The organism is Bacillus sp. ES1-5 (assembly GCF_022487605.1).
Classification (GTDB): domain Bacteria; phylum Bacillota; class Bacilli; order Bacillales; family Bacillaceae_G; genus Bacillus_A; species Bacillus_A wiedmannii.
Window position 1 is genome coordinate 35,260 of the sequence record NZ_JAKVPU010000013.1, and the last position, 16,470, is coordinate 51,729.

Annotated in this window: 19 protein-coding genes; 8 read left to right on the plus strand and 11 right to left on the minus strand. The window is 34.2% G+C overall.

Features of this window, described 5'->3' with window-relative positions; genetic code table 11:
- Positions 1-7: 7 nt before the first annotated feature.
- On the minus strand, positions 8-541 hold the full coding sequence (locus MKO96_RS27015) for a transglycosylase SLT domain-containing protein (RefSeq protein WP_087979182.1): 534 nt from the start codon (positions 539-541) through the stop codon (positions 8-10).
- A gap of 250 nt (positions 542-791) precedes the next feature.
- On the opposite strand from MKO96_RS27015, the gene MKO96_RS27020 reads away from it, so the two are divergent.
- Positions 792-2,441 (plus strand): DUF2334 domain-containing protein, encoded by a 1,650-nt coding sequence (locus tag MKO96_RS27020; protein ID WP_240589210.1) that lies wholly within the window; start codon positions 792-794, stop codon positions 2,439-2,441.
- A gap of 35 nt (positions 2,442-2,476) precedes the next feature.
- Here the strand turns inward: MKO96_RS27020 and MKO96_RS27025 are convergent, their stop codons facing one another.
- The 6 genes from MKO96_RS27025 to MKO96_RS27050 all read right to left on the minus strand — a co-directional run bounded on the left by MKO96_RS27025 (position 2,477) and on the right by MKO96_RS27050 (position 8,598).
- Positions 2,477-3,982, minus strand: a complete 1,506-nt coding sequence (locus MKO96_RS27025; RefSeq protein ID WP_240589211.1) for a DL-endopeptidase inhibitor IseA family protein — start codon at positions 3,980-3,982, stop codon at positions 2,477-2,479.
- 172 nt (positions 3,983-4,154) lie between these two features.
- Positions 4,155-4,952: a TatD family hydrolase gene (locus tag MKO96_RS27030; RefSeq protein ID WP_240589212.1), complete on the minus strand. Its 798-nt coding sequence runs from the start codon at positions 4,950-4,952 to the stop codon at positions 4,155-4,157.
- Between the two features lie 743 nt (positions 4,953-5,695).
- Positions 5,696-6,052, minus strand: coding sequence for a YxeA family protein (locus MKO96_RS27035; RefSeq protein WP_048563001.1), 357 nt, complete (start codon positions 6,050-6,052; stop codon positions 5,696-5,698).
- Positions 6,053-6,190: 138 nt separating this feature from the next.
- Positions 6,191-7,027, minus strand: coding sequence for a YitT family protein (locus tag MKO96_RS27040; protein ID WP_000248056.1), 837 nt, complete (start codon positions 7,025-7,027; stop codon positions 6,191-6,193).
- A gap of 117 nt (positions 7,028-7,144) precedes the next feature.
- Entirely contained in the window at positions 7,145-7,474 is a 330-nt protein-coding gene (locus MKO96_RS27045; protein WP_172554457.1) for a PH domain-containing protein, read from the minus strand.
- Between the two features lie 146 nt (positions 7,475-7,620).
- Positions 7,621-8,598, minus strand: coding sequence for a LacI family DNA-binding transcriptional regulator (locus MKO96_RS27050; RefSeq protein ID WP_240589213.1), 978 nt, complete (start codon positions 8,596-8,598; stop codon positions 7,621-7,623).
- Between the two features lie 305 nt (positions 8,599-8,903).
- Here MKO96_RS27050 and MKO96_RS27055 point away from each other — a divergent pair, with 305 nt between their 5' ends.
- Positions 8,904-8,999, plus strand: coding sequence for a DUF3948 family protein (locus MKO96_RS27055; RefSeq protein ID WP_240589214.1), 96 nt, complete (start codon positions 8,904-8,906; stop codon positions 8,997-8,999).
- Positions 9,000-9,072: 73 nt separating this feature from the next.
- Here the strand turns inward: MKO96_RS27055 and MKO96_RS27060 are convergent, their stop codons facing one another.
- The gene (locus MKO96_RS27060; RefSeq protein WP_000277785.1) at positions 9,073-9,678 is read right to left on the minus strand and encodes a lysophospholipid acyltransferase family protein; all 606 of its coding nucleotides are present in this window, start codon (positions 9,676-9,678) and stop codon (positions 9,073-9,075) included.
- Positions 9,679-10,014: 336 nt separating this feature from the next.
- On the opposite strand from MKO96_RS27060, the gene MKO96_RS27065 reads away from it, so the two are divergent.
- Entirely contained in the window at positions 10,015-10,110 is a 96-nt protein-coding gene (locus tag MKO96_RS27065; RefSeq protein WP_001060007.1) for a DUF3948 family protein, read from the plus strand.
- 60 nt (positions 10,111-10,170) lie between these two features.
- Here MKO96_RS27065 and MKO96_RS27070 read toward each other — a convergent pair whose 3' ends face one another.
- Positions 10,171-10,311 carry a YrzO family protein gene (locus tag MKO96_RS27070; protein WP_000894064.1) on the minus strand — a complete coding sequence of 47 codons (141 nt, stop codon included), beginning with the start codon at positions 10,309-10,311 and terminating at the stop codon, positions 10,171-10,173.
- 21 nt (positions 10,312-10,332) lie between these two features.
- Positions 10,333-11,301, minus strand: coding sequence for a DMT family transporter (locus tag MKO96_RS27075; protein WP_240589215.1), 969 nt, complete (start codon positions 11,299-11,301; stop codon positions 10,333-10,335).
- 128 nt (positions 11,302-11,429) lie between these two features.
- On the opposite strand from MKO96_RS27075, the gene MKO96_RS27080 reads away from it, so the two are divergent.
- Both MKO96_RS27080 and MKO96_RS27085 read left to right on the plus strand, forming a co-directional pair.
- The gene (locus MKO96_RS27080) at positions 11,430-12,296 is read left to right on the plus strand and encodes a LysR family transcriptional regulator (protein WP_240589216.1); all 867 of its coding nucleotides are present in this window, start codon (positions 11,430-11,432) and stop codon (positions 12,294-12,296) included.
- A 255-nt stretch (positions 12,297-12,551) separates the two neighbouring features.
- Positions 12,552-12,653: a DUF3948 family protein gene (locus MKO96_RS27085; protein WP_001060018.1), complete on the plus strand. Its 102-nt coding sequence runs from the start codon at positions 12,552-12,554 to the stop codon at positions 12,651-12,653.
- Between the two features lie 65 nt (positions 12,654-12,718).
- Here the strand turns inward: MKO96_RS27085 and MKO96_RS27090 are convergent, their stop codons facing one another.
- A complete protein-coding gene (locus MKO96_RS27090) occupies positions 12,719-13,666 on the minus strand; it encodes a substrate-binding domain-containing protein (protein ID WP_240589246.1) in 948 nt (315 codons plus the stop codon).
- A 132-nt stretch (positions 13,667-13,798) separates the two neighbouring features.
- On the opposite strand from MKO96_RS27090, the gene modA reads away from it, so the two are divergent.
- From modA to MKO96_RS27105, 3 genes are all read left to right on the plus strand, one after another.
- Positions 13,799-14,605, plus strand: a complete 807-nt coding sequence (modA, locus tag MKO96_RS27095) for a molybdate ABC transporter substrate-binding protein (RefSeq protein WP_240589217.1) — start codon at positions 13,799-13,801, stop codon at positions 14,603-14,605.
- A 5-nt stretch (positions 14,606-14,610) separates the two neighbouring features.
- Positions 14,611-15,285, plus strand: a complete 675-nt coding sequence (gene modB, locus MKO96_RS27100) for a molybdate ABC transporter permease subunit (protein WP_087979162.1) — start codon at positions 14,611-14,613, stop codon at positions 15,283-15,285.
- Positions 15,286-15,585: 300 nt separating this feature from the next.
- Entirely contained in the window at positions 15,586-16,437 is an 852-nt protein-coding gene (locus MKO96_RS27105) for a GRP family sugar transporter (RefSeq protein WP_000353549.1), read from the plus strand.
- Positions 16,438-16,470 lie beyond the last annotated feature (33 nt).

Sequence of the window (16,470 nt, forward strand, 5' to 3'; positions counted from 1 at the left end):
AGAAAACCTACTCTTTGATTACACCTTTATTTCGATAGTACACATCTTCTAATCCGATGTTATACTTCATGTTATTATCCGTCCACTCTGGACCCAGATTACCTGGCCATCCAGATGTATTTGCTACATATTTTAGTAATGCAAAATCCGTCAAACCTTTTTGCACCCCGCGCTTATATCCTTTCATTAAATGCGGCATTGCAATTTGCGCATTTGCGCGCGGATCTTTCAACTCTTCATCAGTTAAATGCTCTGGTGCAAGCCCACCGCCACGGTGCAATTGAAACAATCCGAATGAAGTTCCGTTATCTCCAACACTTCTTGGATTTAACCGACTTTCATGTTCGGCAATTGTAAGAGGTATCCATTCTGGAAGATTGACTTTCTTTGCTTCCTCTATAATAATTTGTTTCACCTGTTTTGCTTCTTCTGAGTCAACATAGCTTGTCTCATTCACTAACTTGCCCATTCCTTCAGACTTTCCTTGGAAATATAAGTACACCCCAAGAACAACTAAAAATCCTACAAAGAATTTCTTCACTACCACTACCTCTTTCTCCGCTGAAATTTGTCCCCTTTCAGCCTTCTTCCCTTTACAATTACCCACATTCTATCATTCTCTTACCCTTTTATCATAGCAAATAACTATATATATTATCATCATGCTTTAGACCGATTTTGTGAAAAAACAGCTGGTAAATACGTGCAAAAATGTAACTTTCATAGACTACAACGTATTTATTGTATATAATTGTAAATTGAACTCTACATATAGAATAGGAGCAGACCAAATGAAAAAGTGCATAATACTCTTGTTCAGCATTTTACTACTTATCCCTATCCACACCTCTGCACAAACATCATCAAAACCAAAAGTACTTGTTTTATACAGTACAAAAGACGATAAAATTACAAATAACATTCAAATCCTTAATACTCAATTAGGACATTTTACAAACGATATAACTACGAAAAGTTTAAAAAAGGCTAATGAAATTACTAATTCATCTTCTTATACACATATTGTTTATATCGGTGAACAAAAAGAAGAGTTTCCTATTGAAACAAAGCAACTTCTAGAAAATTTCTCAGGCCCAGTATTAGTTTTAGGACAAAATATTGAACAATTATCTAATCGCTTTTCTTTCATTACCCTAAAGGCTGATGATATACGCGTTAATAAAATCGAATATCCAAGTCATAAGCTTAAAAATACTTTAGAAGAGGAACGATTGATTCAATCTTTTGATACAAATGGAACTGTTCTTGCTAACGCTTTAAGTTCAAATAGCAAGAGCCCTCTAATCGTTCGGCACGAAACATCTTATTACGTTGCAACGTCAAATCTCTTTGACTGGATGTCTCATTATGTCGGCGAAATGTTATTTTCTTACTTTGGACAAAAGCCAACGACAAATAAAGTAGAGGCTTATTTACGTCTTGAGGATGTTCATCCAGCCGCAGATACAAATCAATTAAAAGAAATTGCTAAATTACTAAAAGAGAAAAAGATTCCCTACATGATCACTGTTATTCCTGTATATACAGATCCGGATACAGGTAAAACACTGCATTTAAAAGATAAACCCGAACTAATCGACCTTTTACGCTCTATGCAAGATGATGGCGCAGCAATTATTATGCATGGTTATACGCACCAATTTTACGACAGTGAAACTGGGGAAGGTTTTGAATTTTGGGACGTAAAAACAGATCAACCAATTCGTCAACCGAATCATGAACAACCAAAAACAAAAGATGATTTCCCTAATATAGAGGCATATAATGCATATGTAAAAAAAGGGGCAGAATTTGAAGAAAAATATACGACAGATCATATTGAAAAAGGGATTCAAGAACTTGTAGATGCTAAACTATATCCTGTCGCATTTGAAGCACCTCATTACACAATGTCTCAAAAAGGGTATGAAATATTATCAAGGTATTTTTCAACTTATGTAGGACAACTACAGTTAAGTGATACAACTTGGAAATCGATGCACTCACCATTTTATACAAGTACCCCATCATTTTTACACGGGATGAAATTAATGCCTGAAACAGTCGGCTTTATTGAAGAAGATAAGCCACATGCTATTGCTAAAATGAAAGAACGTGCTGTATCTGTTGCAAAACTATCTGACGGCATTATCGGTGCATTCTATCATCCCTACTTAGGTGTGAAACCATTAAAAGAAGTATTAAAGGATCTAGAAAGCATTCCAAATATAGAATGGATCGATTTACAAAAAGAAACAAATGAAGTAAAAATGAAAGATATTCATATTACTACTAATAAAGACGGCATTCACGTTGAAAAAACAACGAGCGCAAGCGACGTAATGGATTATGTAAAACAATATGGATTCTTCCTTATACTTGGTTTCTTCATCATTGTCTTTCTATTGTTATTAAGACGTGCGAAAAAATTAGAATCCTAAAAAAAAACCACCAAGCAAAATGCTTGGTGGTTTTTTTAACTTAAACCAAAACGCGGCATATTATTAATAACCCATTGATTATTTTCATAAATAAATTCAACTTCTACTTTTTCCGTTACATTATCATAGTCATTATACGTTTCTACCTGCGCTTTTATTTTTCCATCCTTTAACTCGGCAGAAATAATTTTTGTAAATTTAGTTGCTGCTTTTGATCCTGGATCTCCAACAGCATAGTGCATTTTTCCATTTAACTCTTTAATATACTTACTCTTCATATACTCTGCTATAAATGGTTTTGAGAAGTACGTAGATAGCGTAGTCTCTAAAGTATCCTTCGTATTATAAATAGGATTCACTAATTCCCCGTATGAAAAATCCCCTAATCGTTTTGGATTTCCTGTTAGTGCAGCCATTTGAACATTAGTAAGTTCCTTCTGTGCATTCCATACTTTCTGTAACATAACATCATCTGCTAATTTCTTATCTTTTTCTTCATTTGATTTCTTTGTATCTAGATTTAAAATAGTTCCATTAACCGTATAAAGATACATATCTCCTGCTACAAAATATAAATAGGATTTAGTTGGTTCAACCGCTTTATTATAAATTACCTTTTCATTTCCACCATTCATTTTCTTCTTATATACTCCATCCTTTTTTAAATAATAAAAAGTATCCCCTTTCACATTCATCTGCAAAGCATCCTTTACCAATAACTTTTCGTTATTTTGTTGAATGTCTATTTCATATATGCCATGCTCAGCTTCATTTGTTTCAAAAGGTAACGAAAAGTCGACCACAGCATATAATTTTTCATTATTATAAGTAGCACTAGATATTGTTGCATAATTTTCTTTTGACCAAGTTTTATTATCTTTTGTCAATTGTGTTCCACGATTTTTATTCCAATGTAGAATACTATCGTCTATCGTTTGAGACCAACCTGAGTTTTTAAATGCCGCTTCTTCTTCCTGCCCCGTTTTCAAATCCATTTTTACTATCCCTACAATATCAAAACCACCATGCTCAGAATATTTTTTCGGATAAAATAAAGTTTGATCTTTTATATAAACATAATTTGTATCCGCTTTTAACGTGTCTAGCTTTTTGTTAGATATATCATACTTCATTAAAGAAGATAATCCCGCATTCTTATCTTCATCCGTATGAATAAAATATAAAGCTTTGTTTTTTATATTTATGTAAGAAGCGTTTACACCTTCCACTACAAGTTCCGAAGTCTGAAATTGATCTTTCGTACGATAAATGCCTCCTGTATTTTTATCACTATTTACCGCATAGTAAACCCATCCATTGCTCTCTACCATCTTTCCTTTATTAGAACTGTTTCCAACCGTATTCCCATTTTTCTCATTTTCTTTCATCTGTTTTTCAACTACTGGATCAATTTGTTCTTCCTTCTTTTCCTGTGTTGTGTTTGGATTTATAACCTTTTTTTCTGCCTCACACCCAAACGCTACAAGTGAAAATGCACCGACCATCATTGTAATAGCTATTTTTTTATATGCTCTCCCCATTTTCTTCCCTACTTCCTTCATCAAATTAAACACATCATAAATTATAGAAAATATTAGAAAAAATATCCATAATAAAAAGGATAAGAGTAACTCTCCTATCCTTTCAAATAAAGTGAAACTTTAATCAGTGGGGCTTTTACGGGCAGTTGATCTCCCAACTAACTCCTCCGCATTAGTCGAATTTTGAGGTGGGAGTCTTACTGCTCGTTAATGCGGGGTAAAATTGAATTGTATTTTCATATATCGTTTTCGTAACCCTATCAACAGATACGCTTTTTATAACACTAATTTCCTTTAATACCTCTCGAATCATTCTCGGATGCGTCATAACATCCTCGTGAAATTCCCACGGTCCATCTGTTTCTACCATCATATATTCAAGTGGATAATACGAAACAATTTTTCTAATTTTCTCCTTATGTAAAACATCTGGTGTGATAGAAATATAATAACCGTTCCTCATCATCCGTTTCATTGTTGTTTCACTTCCTTTAAACCAATGAAAGTGTGCACGTGAAACTTTATATTTCTCCAGTAAATCACATACAATATCAGCATCTTCATACACTGCATGTAATATAATTGGTAAATCATATTTACTAGCTAGTTCAACAAACCGTTGCAACACTGATATATACGAATCTATAGCAATACACTCATCTTCTTTTCTTAAATAATATGGCAAGCCTACTTCACCAATCGCAACTATGTCCTCTACATGATCTTCAATTAATTTATAAATTTGCTCACATTCTTCTTTATGAATTGGTTGCTCCGGATGAAAACCTATCGCTGGATGTACAAAAGGATATCGCTTTGCTAAAGATAAAGTTTCTTTACATGATTGATAATTCATAGATACCGCAATAAGCCCCTTTATCTCTTCACTATTTTCCACATTTTTAAGTAATCTGCTTTTCTCTTCATCCTTATATTGGTCAACATGTATATGACTATCAATCCATTTCATCTTTATTCCCCCATAAAAAAAACAAGAAAGGATCTCCCTTCTTGTTTTATCATCTATGTTATTTAACAATTAAGTTTGTTATGATATCAAATAATCCAATACATACTACGGCAACAGTAAAGTAGCTACAGAAATCTTTAATTGGAAACTTCACTACTTCTTCTTTACGCATCCCAGTTTTCTCCCTTCTTACTATATCCCTAATTATTTTATCTATTTGTATCTATTATGCAAAAAATATGACAAATTTACTATCGAATTAACTTACGTAAACCTTACAATGTTGTAAGGTTTATAAAAAGAGCCTCATCCAAATAAAGATGAGGGCTATTAAAAAGTAGTTGGTTTTTCATTCTTCATTAATATTACAAACAGAAAGTAATACAGTGAGACTTTCTAATTACACTATATGAAATTCACTATCTTTTAACCATCGAATTACATTACAGAAGACTTACATGTTTGTAAGCTATGTGTAATGTAATTCGATAGTTTCTCTTACCTACATCTCGTACAATAAAGTTAGAAAGCAAGCCAAATAAGAAGAACACTCACATAACCAAATTACATTGCTAGTAGCTACTCTTCTTATACCTTTCACTCATGCTACTCAATGTACCCCCTTCCCCTTTATATAATAAAAAGAGCCTTAGTCCATATGGACTAAGGCTCTTTTACGAACCCTAAAATACCCCTACCTAGTATTTTTATTTTCGACAAAAAATAGGTAGGGGTATAATCCGCTATCTCATCGTTAAAAGTTTACTCTTCGCATTAATAGGAATATTTACAGCTTCAATTTCTTCAATCGCCTCTCCGTAGCGTCCTTTTGCATACACCTTTAACGCTTCATCTCTCTTTAACATATGCTTAACAGTCTTCTTTATTTTTTGTTCTCTTCCACGTTCGTCAAATGCAATAAATTCATATTCATACCACTCATCACCAATATGCTGACCAATTGTATTCACGACCGTATAGTATTCTTTCGTCTTATAAAGTGGATTATATTTATCGATAACTGGTCCAAGTTTCGTAGGCAGTAACATTACTACTATCACTATCATCGCTATTATAGTAGTGATCATTTTTTTCTTCATAATCAATCTTCCTCCTCTGCAGGATATATATACATCCATTTTAAAAAGAAGGAATAAAATCTACTATTGAATCTCATTACATTACACTTACATTTTTGTAAGAATTAAAAAAGGTGAACGAATTTACTCGTTCACCTTTTAGCTCGCTTTAAAGCCACCGCCAAGTACATCACGTACATCATGAATAACAACGAAAGCATCTTCATCTACTCGACTAATAACCTGCTTTAACTTAACAAGCTCTTGTTTATTTATAACAACATATAACACTTCTTTATTTTTACCAGTATATCCGCCGCGTCCTTCTAATACAGTGACACCGCGTGTCATGTTTTTCGTAATAGTTTCACGTATTAAATCTGGTTGATTTGAGATGATTGTAACAGCTGTTTTTGTATCCATTCCTTCTACAATGAAATCAATCACTTTCGCTCCGATAAATACTGCAACAAGTGTGTACATTGCTTTTTCTTGTCCTATGATAAATACTGAACCAGCAATTACAACAATATCAATAATAAGTACGCCTTTACCAACGCTCCACCCTAAATATTGATTTGCTAACTGAGCTAAAATTGCCGATCCTCCTGATGTACCTCCAGCTTTGAACATACAGCCTAATCCGACACCGACAAATAAGCCAGCGAATAGAGCCGCTAATAACGTATCACTATTTACATGATACTCAATATGTTCCGTAACATATAAAAACAAGGATGTTTCTACAATCCCTAAAATTGTATAAACCATCGTTTTTTTATCAAAAAATTTATAACCAATAGCTAGTAAGATTGCATTTATAGCAAAGTTCACAATCCCCGGCGACCAATCAAATAAATAGTACGTAACAACCGTTACACCAATAATTCCACCCTCTGATAAACGGTTTGGAATTGCAAAATAATTAATACCAATTGCGAATAATAATGAACCAATTGTAATTAGTGTTATTTCCTTTATACGTTGATTAACCATAGTTCATACCTCCCCCCATTTGACATTGTATCACTATCTCCTAGAGGTTTAGAAGTTGTTTTTATTGCGCATTTTTACTCTTAAAGATCGGGATATTATGTTTAAACAAAGGGGTGATTAATTATTCATATTCGCTCTAACTGTACGGACAAATCGCTCCACATTCCCCTTCTGAATATACTTAGCTCGAATGGTTTCATGATTACAAGTACATTCGAAATGCGGACGAAAATCTATGCTATCTATATGCAAATATGAATAATCTTTAAATGTTGCGGGATAGTATGGAAATTTCCCATAAAAGAGAAGACGTCTAGTAGTAGCAGCAAAAATCCCATGTTGATACGATAGCGTAAAATTATCCTTCTCAAATATCCCTACGACAAAAGCCAAAACCTTTTCATCATCTTCTATATACTTTTTCATACTCAATAAAAGTTCATTCATGCATATCCCTCCAAATACTATTTTGAAAAGAATCCATGGATTATTACAGACCGGTTTAACTCCTTTATAAAGTATGAAACGCGTTTCCTGTCAAAGATATTTCAAAAAAACAATCCGTTATGTGATTTACACATAACGGATTGAAGCTAAACGGTAGAGCGTTCCACAAGTTCATATGGAATTTCCACCTTTTCTTGTTTAGAACTTTCATCACGTATTTGCCTGTAAAACATTTCAAAAGCCTTTTTACCTATTTCCTTTAAATTTTGATCAATGGTTGTAAGTTGTAACACTTGCGAAATAGGTTGATTATCAAAGCCAATAATCGCTAAATCCTCAGGAACTTGAATACCTAATTTTTCAGCTTCTGTCATAACCCCAATCGCAACTTCATCTCCTGCTACTATTAATGCTTCAGGAAGATGCTGCATCCCCTTTAATTTATGAGCCACTTTCACACCATCTTCTAATGTAAAACATTCTGTGAAAATCCATTCTTCATTCACTTCTTCATCTATAGATTGCAATCGCTGTTTATACACATCAAAACGCTTTTGACTACTCGGTCCTAATTTCCTTCCCGTACAATAACCAATTTTGTTATAACCTTTCTCAACCAAATAATCCATTCCTAATTGAAAAGCTGCCGAATGATTCGTATATACACTTGAGATATTTGAAATATCATTATCTTCACAAGCAACAATCGTCCCATAGGAAGCATACGGCTCTATCGTTTCCCATTCATTCGCACGAGAACAAATAATAAGGCCATCCAATTGTTTTGTTTTTAGCATATGTAAACTTTTCATTTCTTCTTTTTTATTATAATTCGTTTGGCAAAGTAGCACTCTGTAATTATGAGCTAACGCCACCTCCATCATCCCGCCCACCATCGCATCAAAACACGGATGATTAATATACGGTAAAATTACACCAACAATATTCGTTTTCCCTTTTGATAAATGAACGGCATTTGCGTTTTGTGAGTAATTCAACTTCTCAACTATCTCCATAACCGCTTCCCTTTTTTCTTCACTTACATATGGGTGATCATTCAACACTCTCGAAACAGTCGTAACTGAAACTCCCGCCATCTTTGCAATATCTTTAATATTGGCCATACACTCACCTCTACTTTTAACTTAATGAATTCCACGAACATATGTCAAACTTTCTCATCATTACACCTTCATTCGTTTTTCTTACAAAAGTGTAATTTTCCTGTAAGCTAATTCGATAGTGACTCTCCTCAATATTTCATACAATTAAGTCAGAAACAGGACAACAACTATTCGAAAAGGAGCGGATTCATATGATGAACAAAATGAAATCAAACAATTTTTTAAATACAATGGGCATGGTATTTTCCGCTCTAATCGATGCTAAAGCTGTTGCTTCCACATTAAACAAGTAAGGAGAATTCATTATGAACGATATCACTTTTAACAAATTAGATTTTTTAGGACTAGCTAGCGGATCAGTTCTTCTTACTGCTTTTATTTACGCCGCTACGCTTATATAAATTTCGTGTCCCCTTTCCCCTTTATTATAAATAGTAATAGAAAAGACGACCGTCTATGCCCGGTCGTCTTTTCTTACTTTTGATTTGATTGCAAAGTTTCCTTTAGCTCATCAAACTTCTCATTTAATTGATCTGTCATCATTTTCATAGCTGTCTTTCGATCTATTTGTTCTTCAGCATCAATTTGAATTGGGTCTCCAAAAATCAATTGCGCCTTTTTCCCTTTTATTAATTCTTTTATACTTGATGGACCAACATAAGCTGCCGGTACTAACGGAACGTTAGAACGCAGGGCAATCGTAACAGCCCCAGCTTTTAATGAAACGTCTTCTGTTGATCTCGTACCACTTGGGAAAATCCCTACTACTTTCCCTTCTTTTAATAGGCGTGACGGAATTTTAAGTGTACTCGGTCCTGGATTCGCACGATCTACAGGGAATGCATTCACATTTTTAAAGAACCAATTTTTGAACTTCCCTTCAAATAATTCTTTTTTGGCCATGTAATGAATTTGAGTCGGGTACATCCCTGTAGCTAACATTAATACATCCATAAAACTTGTATGTGTACATGCAACAACATATGGACCACCTTCTGGTAACTTTTCTCTTCCTTGTACTTCTACTTTCCCAGCTGTTTTAAATATATATTTCAACAAAAATGTAATTGGTTTATACATTTGTTTCGTTCCTTTCTGAATATCCGAATTATAATCATTTTCTTATAACGATTATAACACTAAGTTTTAGGAGTTGGTAATAATTTTAAGTATTAATTGTTACATTTCAATTCTTACAAAAGTGTAATTTTCTTGTAAGCTAATTCGATAGTTACTTCCCCAAATATTTCATACAATTAAGTCAGAAAGAAACAACAACTATTCGAAAAGGAGCGGATTCATATGATGAACAAAATGAAATCAAACAATTTTTCAAATACAGTGGGCATGGTATTTTCCGCTCTAATCGATGCAAAATCTGTTGCTTCTACATTAAACAAGTAAGGAGAATGCATTATGAATAACATCACTTTTAACAAATTAGATTTTTTAGGATTAGCTAGTGGCTCTCTTCTTCTTACTGCTTTTATTTACGCTGCTACGCTTGTATAACTTTGTGTCCCCTTTCCCCTTTATATAGAAAAAGCCGACCGTTTATGCCCGGTCGGCTTTTTACATTTTTCTTTCTTTCAATTCTTTTAAAAGCTGTATCAGCTCAGCTTGTTGTTTTATCTTTTTACGACCATTTCGGTTAATTGCTGCAAGCTCGCAGGCAACTCCGACGGCGAAGAAAAACAATAAACTTTCTAACATGTGAAATCCTCCAATTGCCTATTAAACAGCTTGACGTAATTGCTTTTCTTGTAAAATTCGCTTGTTTATATTTTCTTCTTTTCTCTGACAAACGTTATTGCGAATAAGTGCTGCAATAACAAGTAAAGTCCCTATAATATCAAACATTGTTATTCGATATCCTTGCATCATCATAATAATTAAAGTCGTGATTGGTACAAAATTAATAAATAAAATCCCATTAATGGACGATAAAATTTTCACACCATAGTTCCAAGCAAGTAACGCTACGATACCTGGTAATGTCATCATAAACAATAAATCATATTTCACGATAGAAATCGTTCCCATACTCGGAACCGATACGTATCCAAACGATGTAATGATTACAGTTATAATCCCTGTGACAGTCGTACCAAATACACACGTCAACGTAGAATAACGTAATGTTGACCAATCGCTACACGTTTGACCACCCATCGTATAAATAACCCAACCTACAACACCAACAAATATAAAGGCCAGTGAAAACATGTTATCTTTCAATGTTAAAAAGAAACTCATATCACCTTTCGTAATAACGAATACAGCTCCTACAAAAGCAACCATCATGCTCGTTATCATATACTTTTTCGGTTTTACATGCTTATATCCCCATAGAATACAAATAGAAATCATCGGCATCAGTGCTTCCATAATAGAAGCAACCATCACGCCTGATTTCCCCATTAACATCTGACCTAAAAATATAAGTACATTATATACAGTAAACGCCATCGTTCCGAAAAAGACGAGTAACTTTCCTCTTCCCTCTAAACGAAATGCCTGTTTTCCTTCTTTCATTAACAACAATACAATAAGTACGATCGCCACCGCTCCATAGCGAATGAGCGAAAAATAAAATGGATCTATGTATTCTAGCGCATGATCAGCAACCGGAAACATTGCCCCCCATGACATACTTGCAATTAAACATGCTAAAGCCCCTATTATCATTTGACCTTTTCTCAACACAATTCCCCCGCTTCTTTCTATTTGCACAAAGAGAATTGTAAAAGAAAAAATATATCACGTAAAATGATTCAAAATGATGTTAACTATCACTTATAATGATAGTTAACATCAAGGAGGATCATACTATGGAATTAAGAGACTTACAAATCTTCCAAAGCGTTGCCGACCGCGGTAGTGTAAGCGGTGCAGCAAAGGAATTAAATTACGTACAATCAAATGTAACTGCACGTATTAAACAACTAGAAAACGAACTAAAAACACCGCTCTTTTATCGTCATAAACGAGGCATGACTTTAACAGCTGAAGGAAGAAAAATGCTCGTTTATGTTAATAAAATTTTGCAAGATGTTGACGAGCTAAAACAAGTATTTTTAGATAGTGAAACACCGTCTGGTATATTAAAAATTGGCACAGTCGAAACAGTAAGTACATTACCTACCATTTTATCTTCTTACTATAAAAGCTATCCGAATGTCGATTTATCATTACAAGCGGGTTTAACAGAAGAATTGATTAGAGAAGTACTTGATCATCAATTAGATGGCGCCTTTATATCAGGGCCTATTAAACATCCACTAATTGAACAATACGATGTTAGTACAGAAAAATTAATGCTTGTAACACAAAATAAAGCTTTTCATATAGAAGAATTTACAACAACGCCCCTACTCGTTTTTAACCAAGGATGTGGATACCGTTCCAAACTAGAACGATGGCTTAAAGATGAAGGCCTGCTCCCAAAAAGAATTATGGAATTTAATATATTAGAGACAATATTAAACAGTGTTGCACTCGGCCTCGGAATTACACTCGTACCACAATCTGCTGTCCACCATCTTTCTAAAGCAGGTAAGGTACATTGTCATGCAATCCCTGAAAAATATGGCAGTATTTCAACGGTTTTCATACGCCGTAAAGATAGCTATATGACGAATTCAATGCGTAGCTTTTTAAAAACAATTGCCGAGCATCATCATATCAATATGCTTTAATAGACATTCTTACATGAATGTCTTTTTTTCTTACAAAAGTGTAAGTCTCCCGTAAGCTAATTCGATAGTTGCAGGCGATTATATTTCCTATAATTAAGACATAAAGCAGGGCAACAACAATTCGAAAAGGAGCGGATACGCATGATGAACAAAATGAAATCAAACAATTTTTTTAATACAATGGGCATGGTGCTATCCGCACTTGTCGATGCAAAAGCCGTTGCAACTACATTAAACAAATAAGGAGAGATTATAATGAACAACATTACTTTCAACAAATCAGACTTTATCGGACTTGCAAGTGGAGCTACTCTTCTTACAGCTTTCATTTACACACTTGCTCAAGGTCTTGTTTAATACTTTGTTTCCCCAAACCCCTTTATATATAGAAAAAGCTGCTCGTCTTATAGACAAGCAGCTTTTTAGTTTATTTCATATATAATTTGACCTGTTTTCGTCATATCGTATCCGCCAATTGCGTTTAATTCATTATGAAATTCTTCCGATTGCAGAATGCCTTTCACGACTTCAATCAGCTCTTCATTTTCTTTATTCTTCAAAATCACCAAATCATACTGTTCTTTCATGATTGGAATAAAATCTACATTTACAATTTGCGAAAATTTTTCTGATCCTACTCCCACATCAGCTTTTCCATTCGCGACTTGCGTGGCAACACCAAGATGATTCGATTCTTCCCATTCATATCCACTAATACGTTCTTTATTTAACTTTTGAATGCGCAATTGTTCATCGACTAACACCCTAATGCCAGAACCTTTTTCTCGATTTACAAATCGTATAGATGATTGAGATAAATCAGCCCATGTTTTTATATTTTTAGGATTTCCCTTTTGCACATAAAACCCAACGTTCCTTGCTAGTAAATTAATCATCGTACATGGCTGTCCAACTAAAATACGTTTTACATAAGGAACATTATATGTACCCGTTTCTCCATCAAACAAATGAAGACTAACGATATTTCCTTCTCCTTGATACATTTTTATTAAACTCGTTAAACTACCTTGATATGCCCTTAATACATTTGAACCTATCAGGCGATTTTCTATACGTTTTGCCAACATATCTAACGTTAGTTCTTGTCCGCTAATAATACATGTATCCAAGCCTCTACTATCTTCGCTCTTTACAGGAGTACCTTGTATTTTCCCTGTTTTCATTTGCTTTATATATTGTTCTAAATCCGTTGCATCAATGCGCATCTGCCTACCAATTCTATAAGAAGGCAGCTCTCCTTTTTTAATTAGATCGTATACAGTTAATTTTGATACTTTTAATCGCTTCGCTACTTCTTCCGTTGTGTAGGAATGATGATCCATAGACGATTCCTCACTTTCTTCCTTCATTGTAACAAAGAAAAGAATATTTCTCCTATATTTAAAAACAACTACATCGTTCAAATTATATTCAATTATAACTATTTATATCTAGTTATAATTAGTTATAATTAAATATGTCAAAACGAAAGGGGATTTTTTATGAACAAGTTTACATTACGATCCATCGGAGCACTTATACTTTCTTTTCTTCTTATATTTAGTGCTGCATGTACAAGCGGCGAAAAGAAAGAGCAATCAACCGCTAAAGAAGGAAAAGCAGTAGAACTTACTATATCAGCTGCTGCAAGCTTACAAGATGCACTAAAAGAAATTGAAACAAAATATAAAGAAAAAGAACCTAATATTAAACTTTCTTTTAACTTCGGTGCTTCTGGTGCACTTCAACAACAAATTGAACAAGGCGCGCCTGCTGATTTATTCTTCTCAGCAGCCGAAGATAAATTCCAAACCCTTGTTAAAAAAGGATTCATTAATGAAAAAGAAGGGAAAAATCTTCTTGGAAATGAACTCGTTCTAGTTGTCCCAAAAGATAGTTCTCTTACAAAAATTCAAGATTTAAAAGATGAAAAAATTAAGAAAATCGCACTTGGTACACCTGAATCAGTACCTGCTGGAAAATACGCAAAGGCTTCTCTCACGCATGAAAATCTATGGAATGACATTCAAAATAAAATCGTATTTACAAAAGATGTTCGCCAAGTGTTAACATATGTAGAAACAGGTAATGTCGATGCTGGTATTGTATACAAAACAGATGCTCTTATTTCAAACAAAGTAAAGATTGGTGAGGCAGCAGCAGCTACTTCTCATGAGCCAATTCACTATCCTTTAGGTGTTATAAAAGAATCTAAGCACAAGAAAGAGGCGACTTCATTTTATGAGTATTTGCAGTCAAAAGATGCACAATCTATCTTTAAAAAATATGGATTTACAGTCCTATCATAATTGCCATGAGCTTTGATGCTATTTTTTCACCAATCTTTCTATCTATACGAGTAGCTGCATGCGCCACCATTATCGTTACAATTTTAGGGACGATTATTGGACGAGCGTTAGCACGCTCCTCATGGAGATATAAAATAATATTAGAAACTATTTTCTTATTACCCATGGTACTTCCGCCAACTGTAATCGGATTTTTTCTCATTATCATTTTTGGAAATAATAGTCCCATTGGAACGTGGATAGAATCAATATTTCAGCAGTCCATTATGTTCACATCTACTGCTGCTATCATCGCTTCTACAGTTGTTGCATTTCCGCTCATGTACCAATCAGCAAAAACAGGATTTTCTATCGCAAATGTACAAATTGAAGAAAGCGCTCGTGACCTTGGTGCAAGTGAATATCAAGTTTTTCTGCACGTTACACTTCCGCTTGCATTTCCCGCCTTACTAAGCGGAATGATTTTGAGCTTTGTTCGTGCGCTCGGTGAGTTTGGTGCTACACTCATGTTTGCTGGGAACATTCCTGGTAAAACACAGACAATCCCAACTGCAATTTACATGGCGATTGATGCAAGTAATATGCAACTCGCCTGGACACTTGTAGTTATCACTATTAGTATGTCACTCCTATTTCTGCTATGTATTCAGCTTATTAATAAAAGAATTACTAACTCTTAAAGCAGCTTTTGTTGAAGCTGCTTCTTTATTTCTTAGGAAATAAAATATACCATCGGGAAATAACTGAATTTTACCTTTTATTAAAATATACATTTTATTTGAATTCACTTTCTAAAATAGGCAATTTCCTGTTATTATATGGAGGTGTTTCAAAAAATGAAGAAATGAAAACGCATTTATATCGTGAATTCTTCATCCTGTTTTAGCGATCGGTAATCTTCTACTCTAGTAGTGGGGCATTACCGATCGTTAGAACGATATGTAATTATATTGGTATAGAAAACCGAAGGGAGTCTTGTAATGGACATTTTATTAGCGCTTCTTCCTGCAATTGCATGGGGAAACATCTTATTAGTAAGCGTAAAAATGGGCGGTGGTGCATATAGCCAAACGGTAGGTATGACAATCGGTGCTCTATTCTTCGCAACAATTATGTATGTATTTACTCAACCAGCTTTAACAATGACAGTCTTGATTGTTGGTTTTATTTCAGGTTTATTCTGGGCTTTAGGACAAGTAAACCAATTAAAAACAGTTGAAAAACTAGGTGTTTCAACTACTGTAACGATTTCTACTGGTATGCAACTTGTTGCAACTTCTATCTTTGGGGTTATCGCTTTCCGTGAGTGGACTACTACAACAACGATTGTTCTGGGAACGATTGCAATCCTATTAATCGTAGTTGGTGTTGTATTCACATCACTAGATGACAAAGAAAATGCACAGCCACCAGGACAATTGAAAAAAGGACTTCTTACTTTAATTGTTTCTACTTTCGGTTACCTTGTATATGTAATTATTATTCGTTGGTATAATATCGATGGTTGGTCTGCTATTTTACCACAAGCAGTTGGTATGTTTGTTGGTGCGGTTGTATTGACATCTAAACATAAACCATTTAACAAATATGCAATCCGTAATGCTTTATCTGGTTTACTATGGGGAACTGGAAACTTATTCTTACTTCTTTCATTACCACGTGTCGGCGTAGCAACAAGCTTCCCATTATCTCAAACTGGAATCGTTATCTCAACATTCGGTGCGATTGTCTTCTTAGGTGAAAAGAAAACAAAACGTCAATTGATCTTTATTGCACTAGGTAGTGTTTTAATTATCGGCGGCGCTGTATTGTTAGGTATGACAAAAGCATAATCTGATAATCTATTAATAAACCCCTGAAGCCTA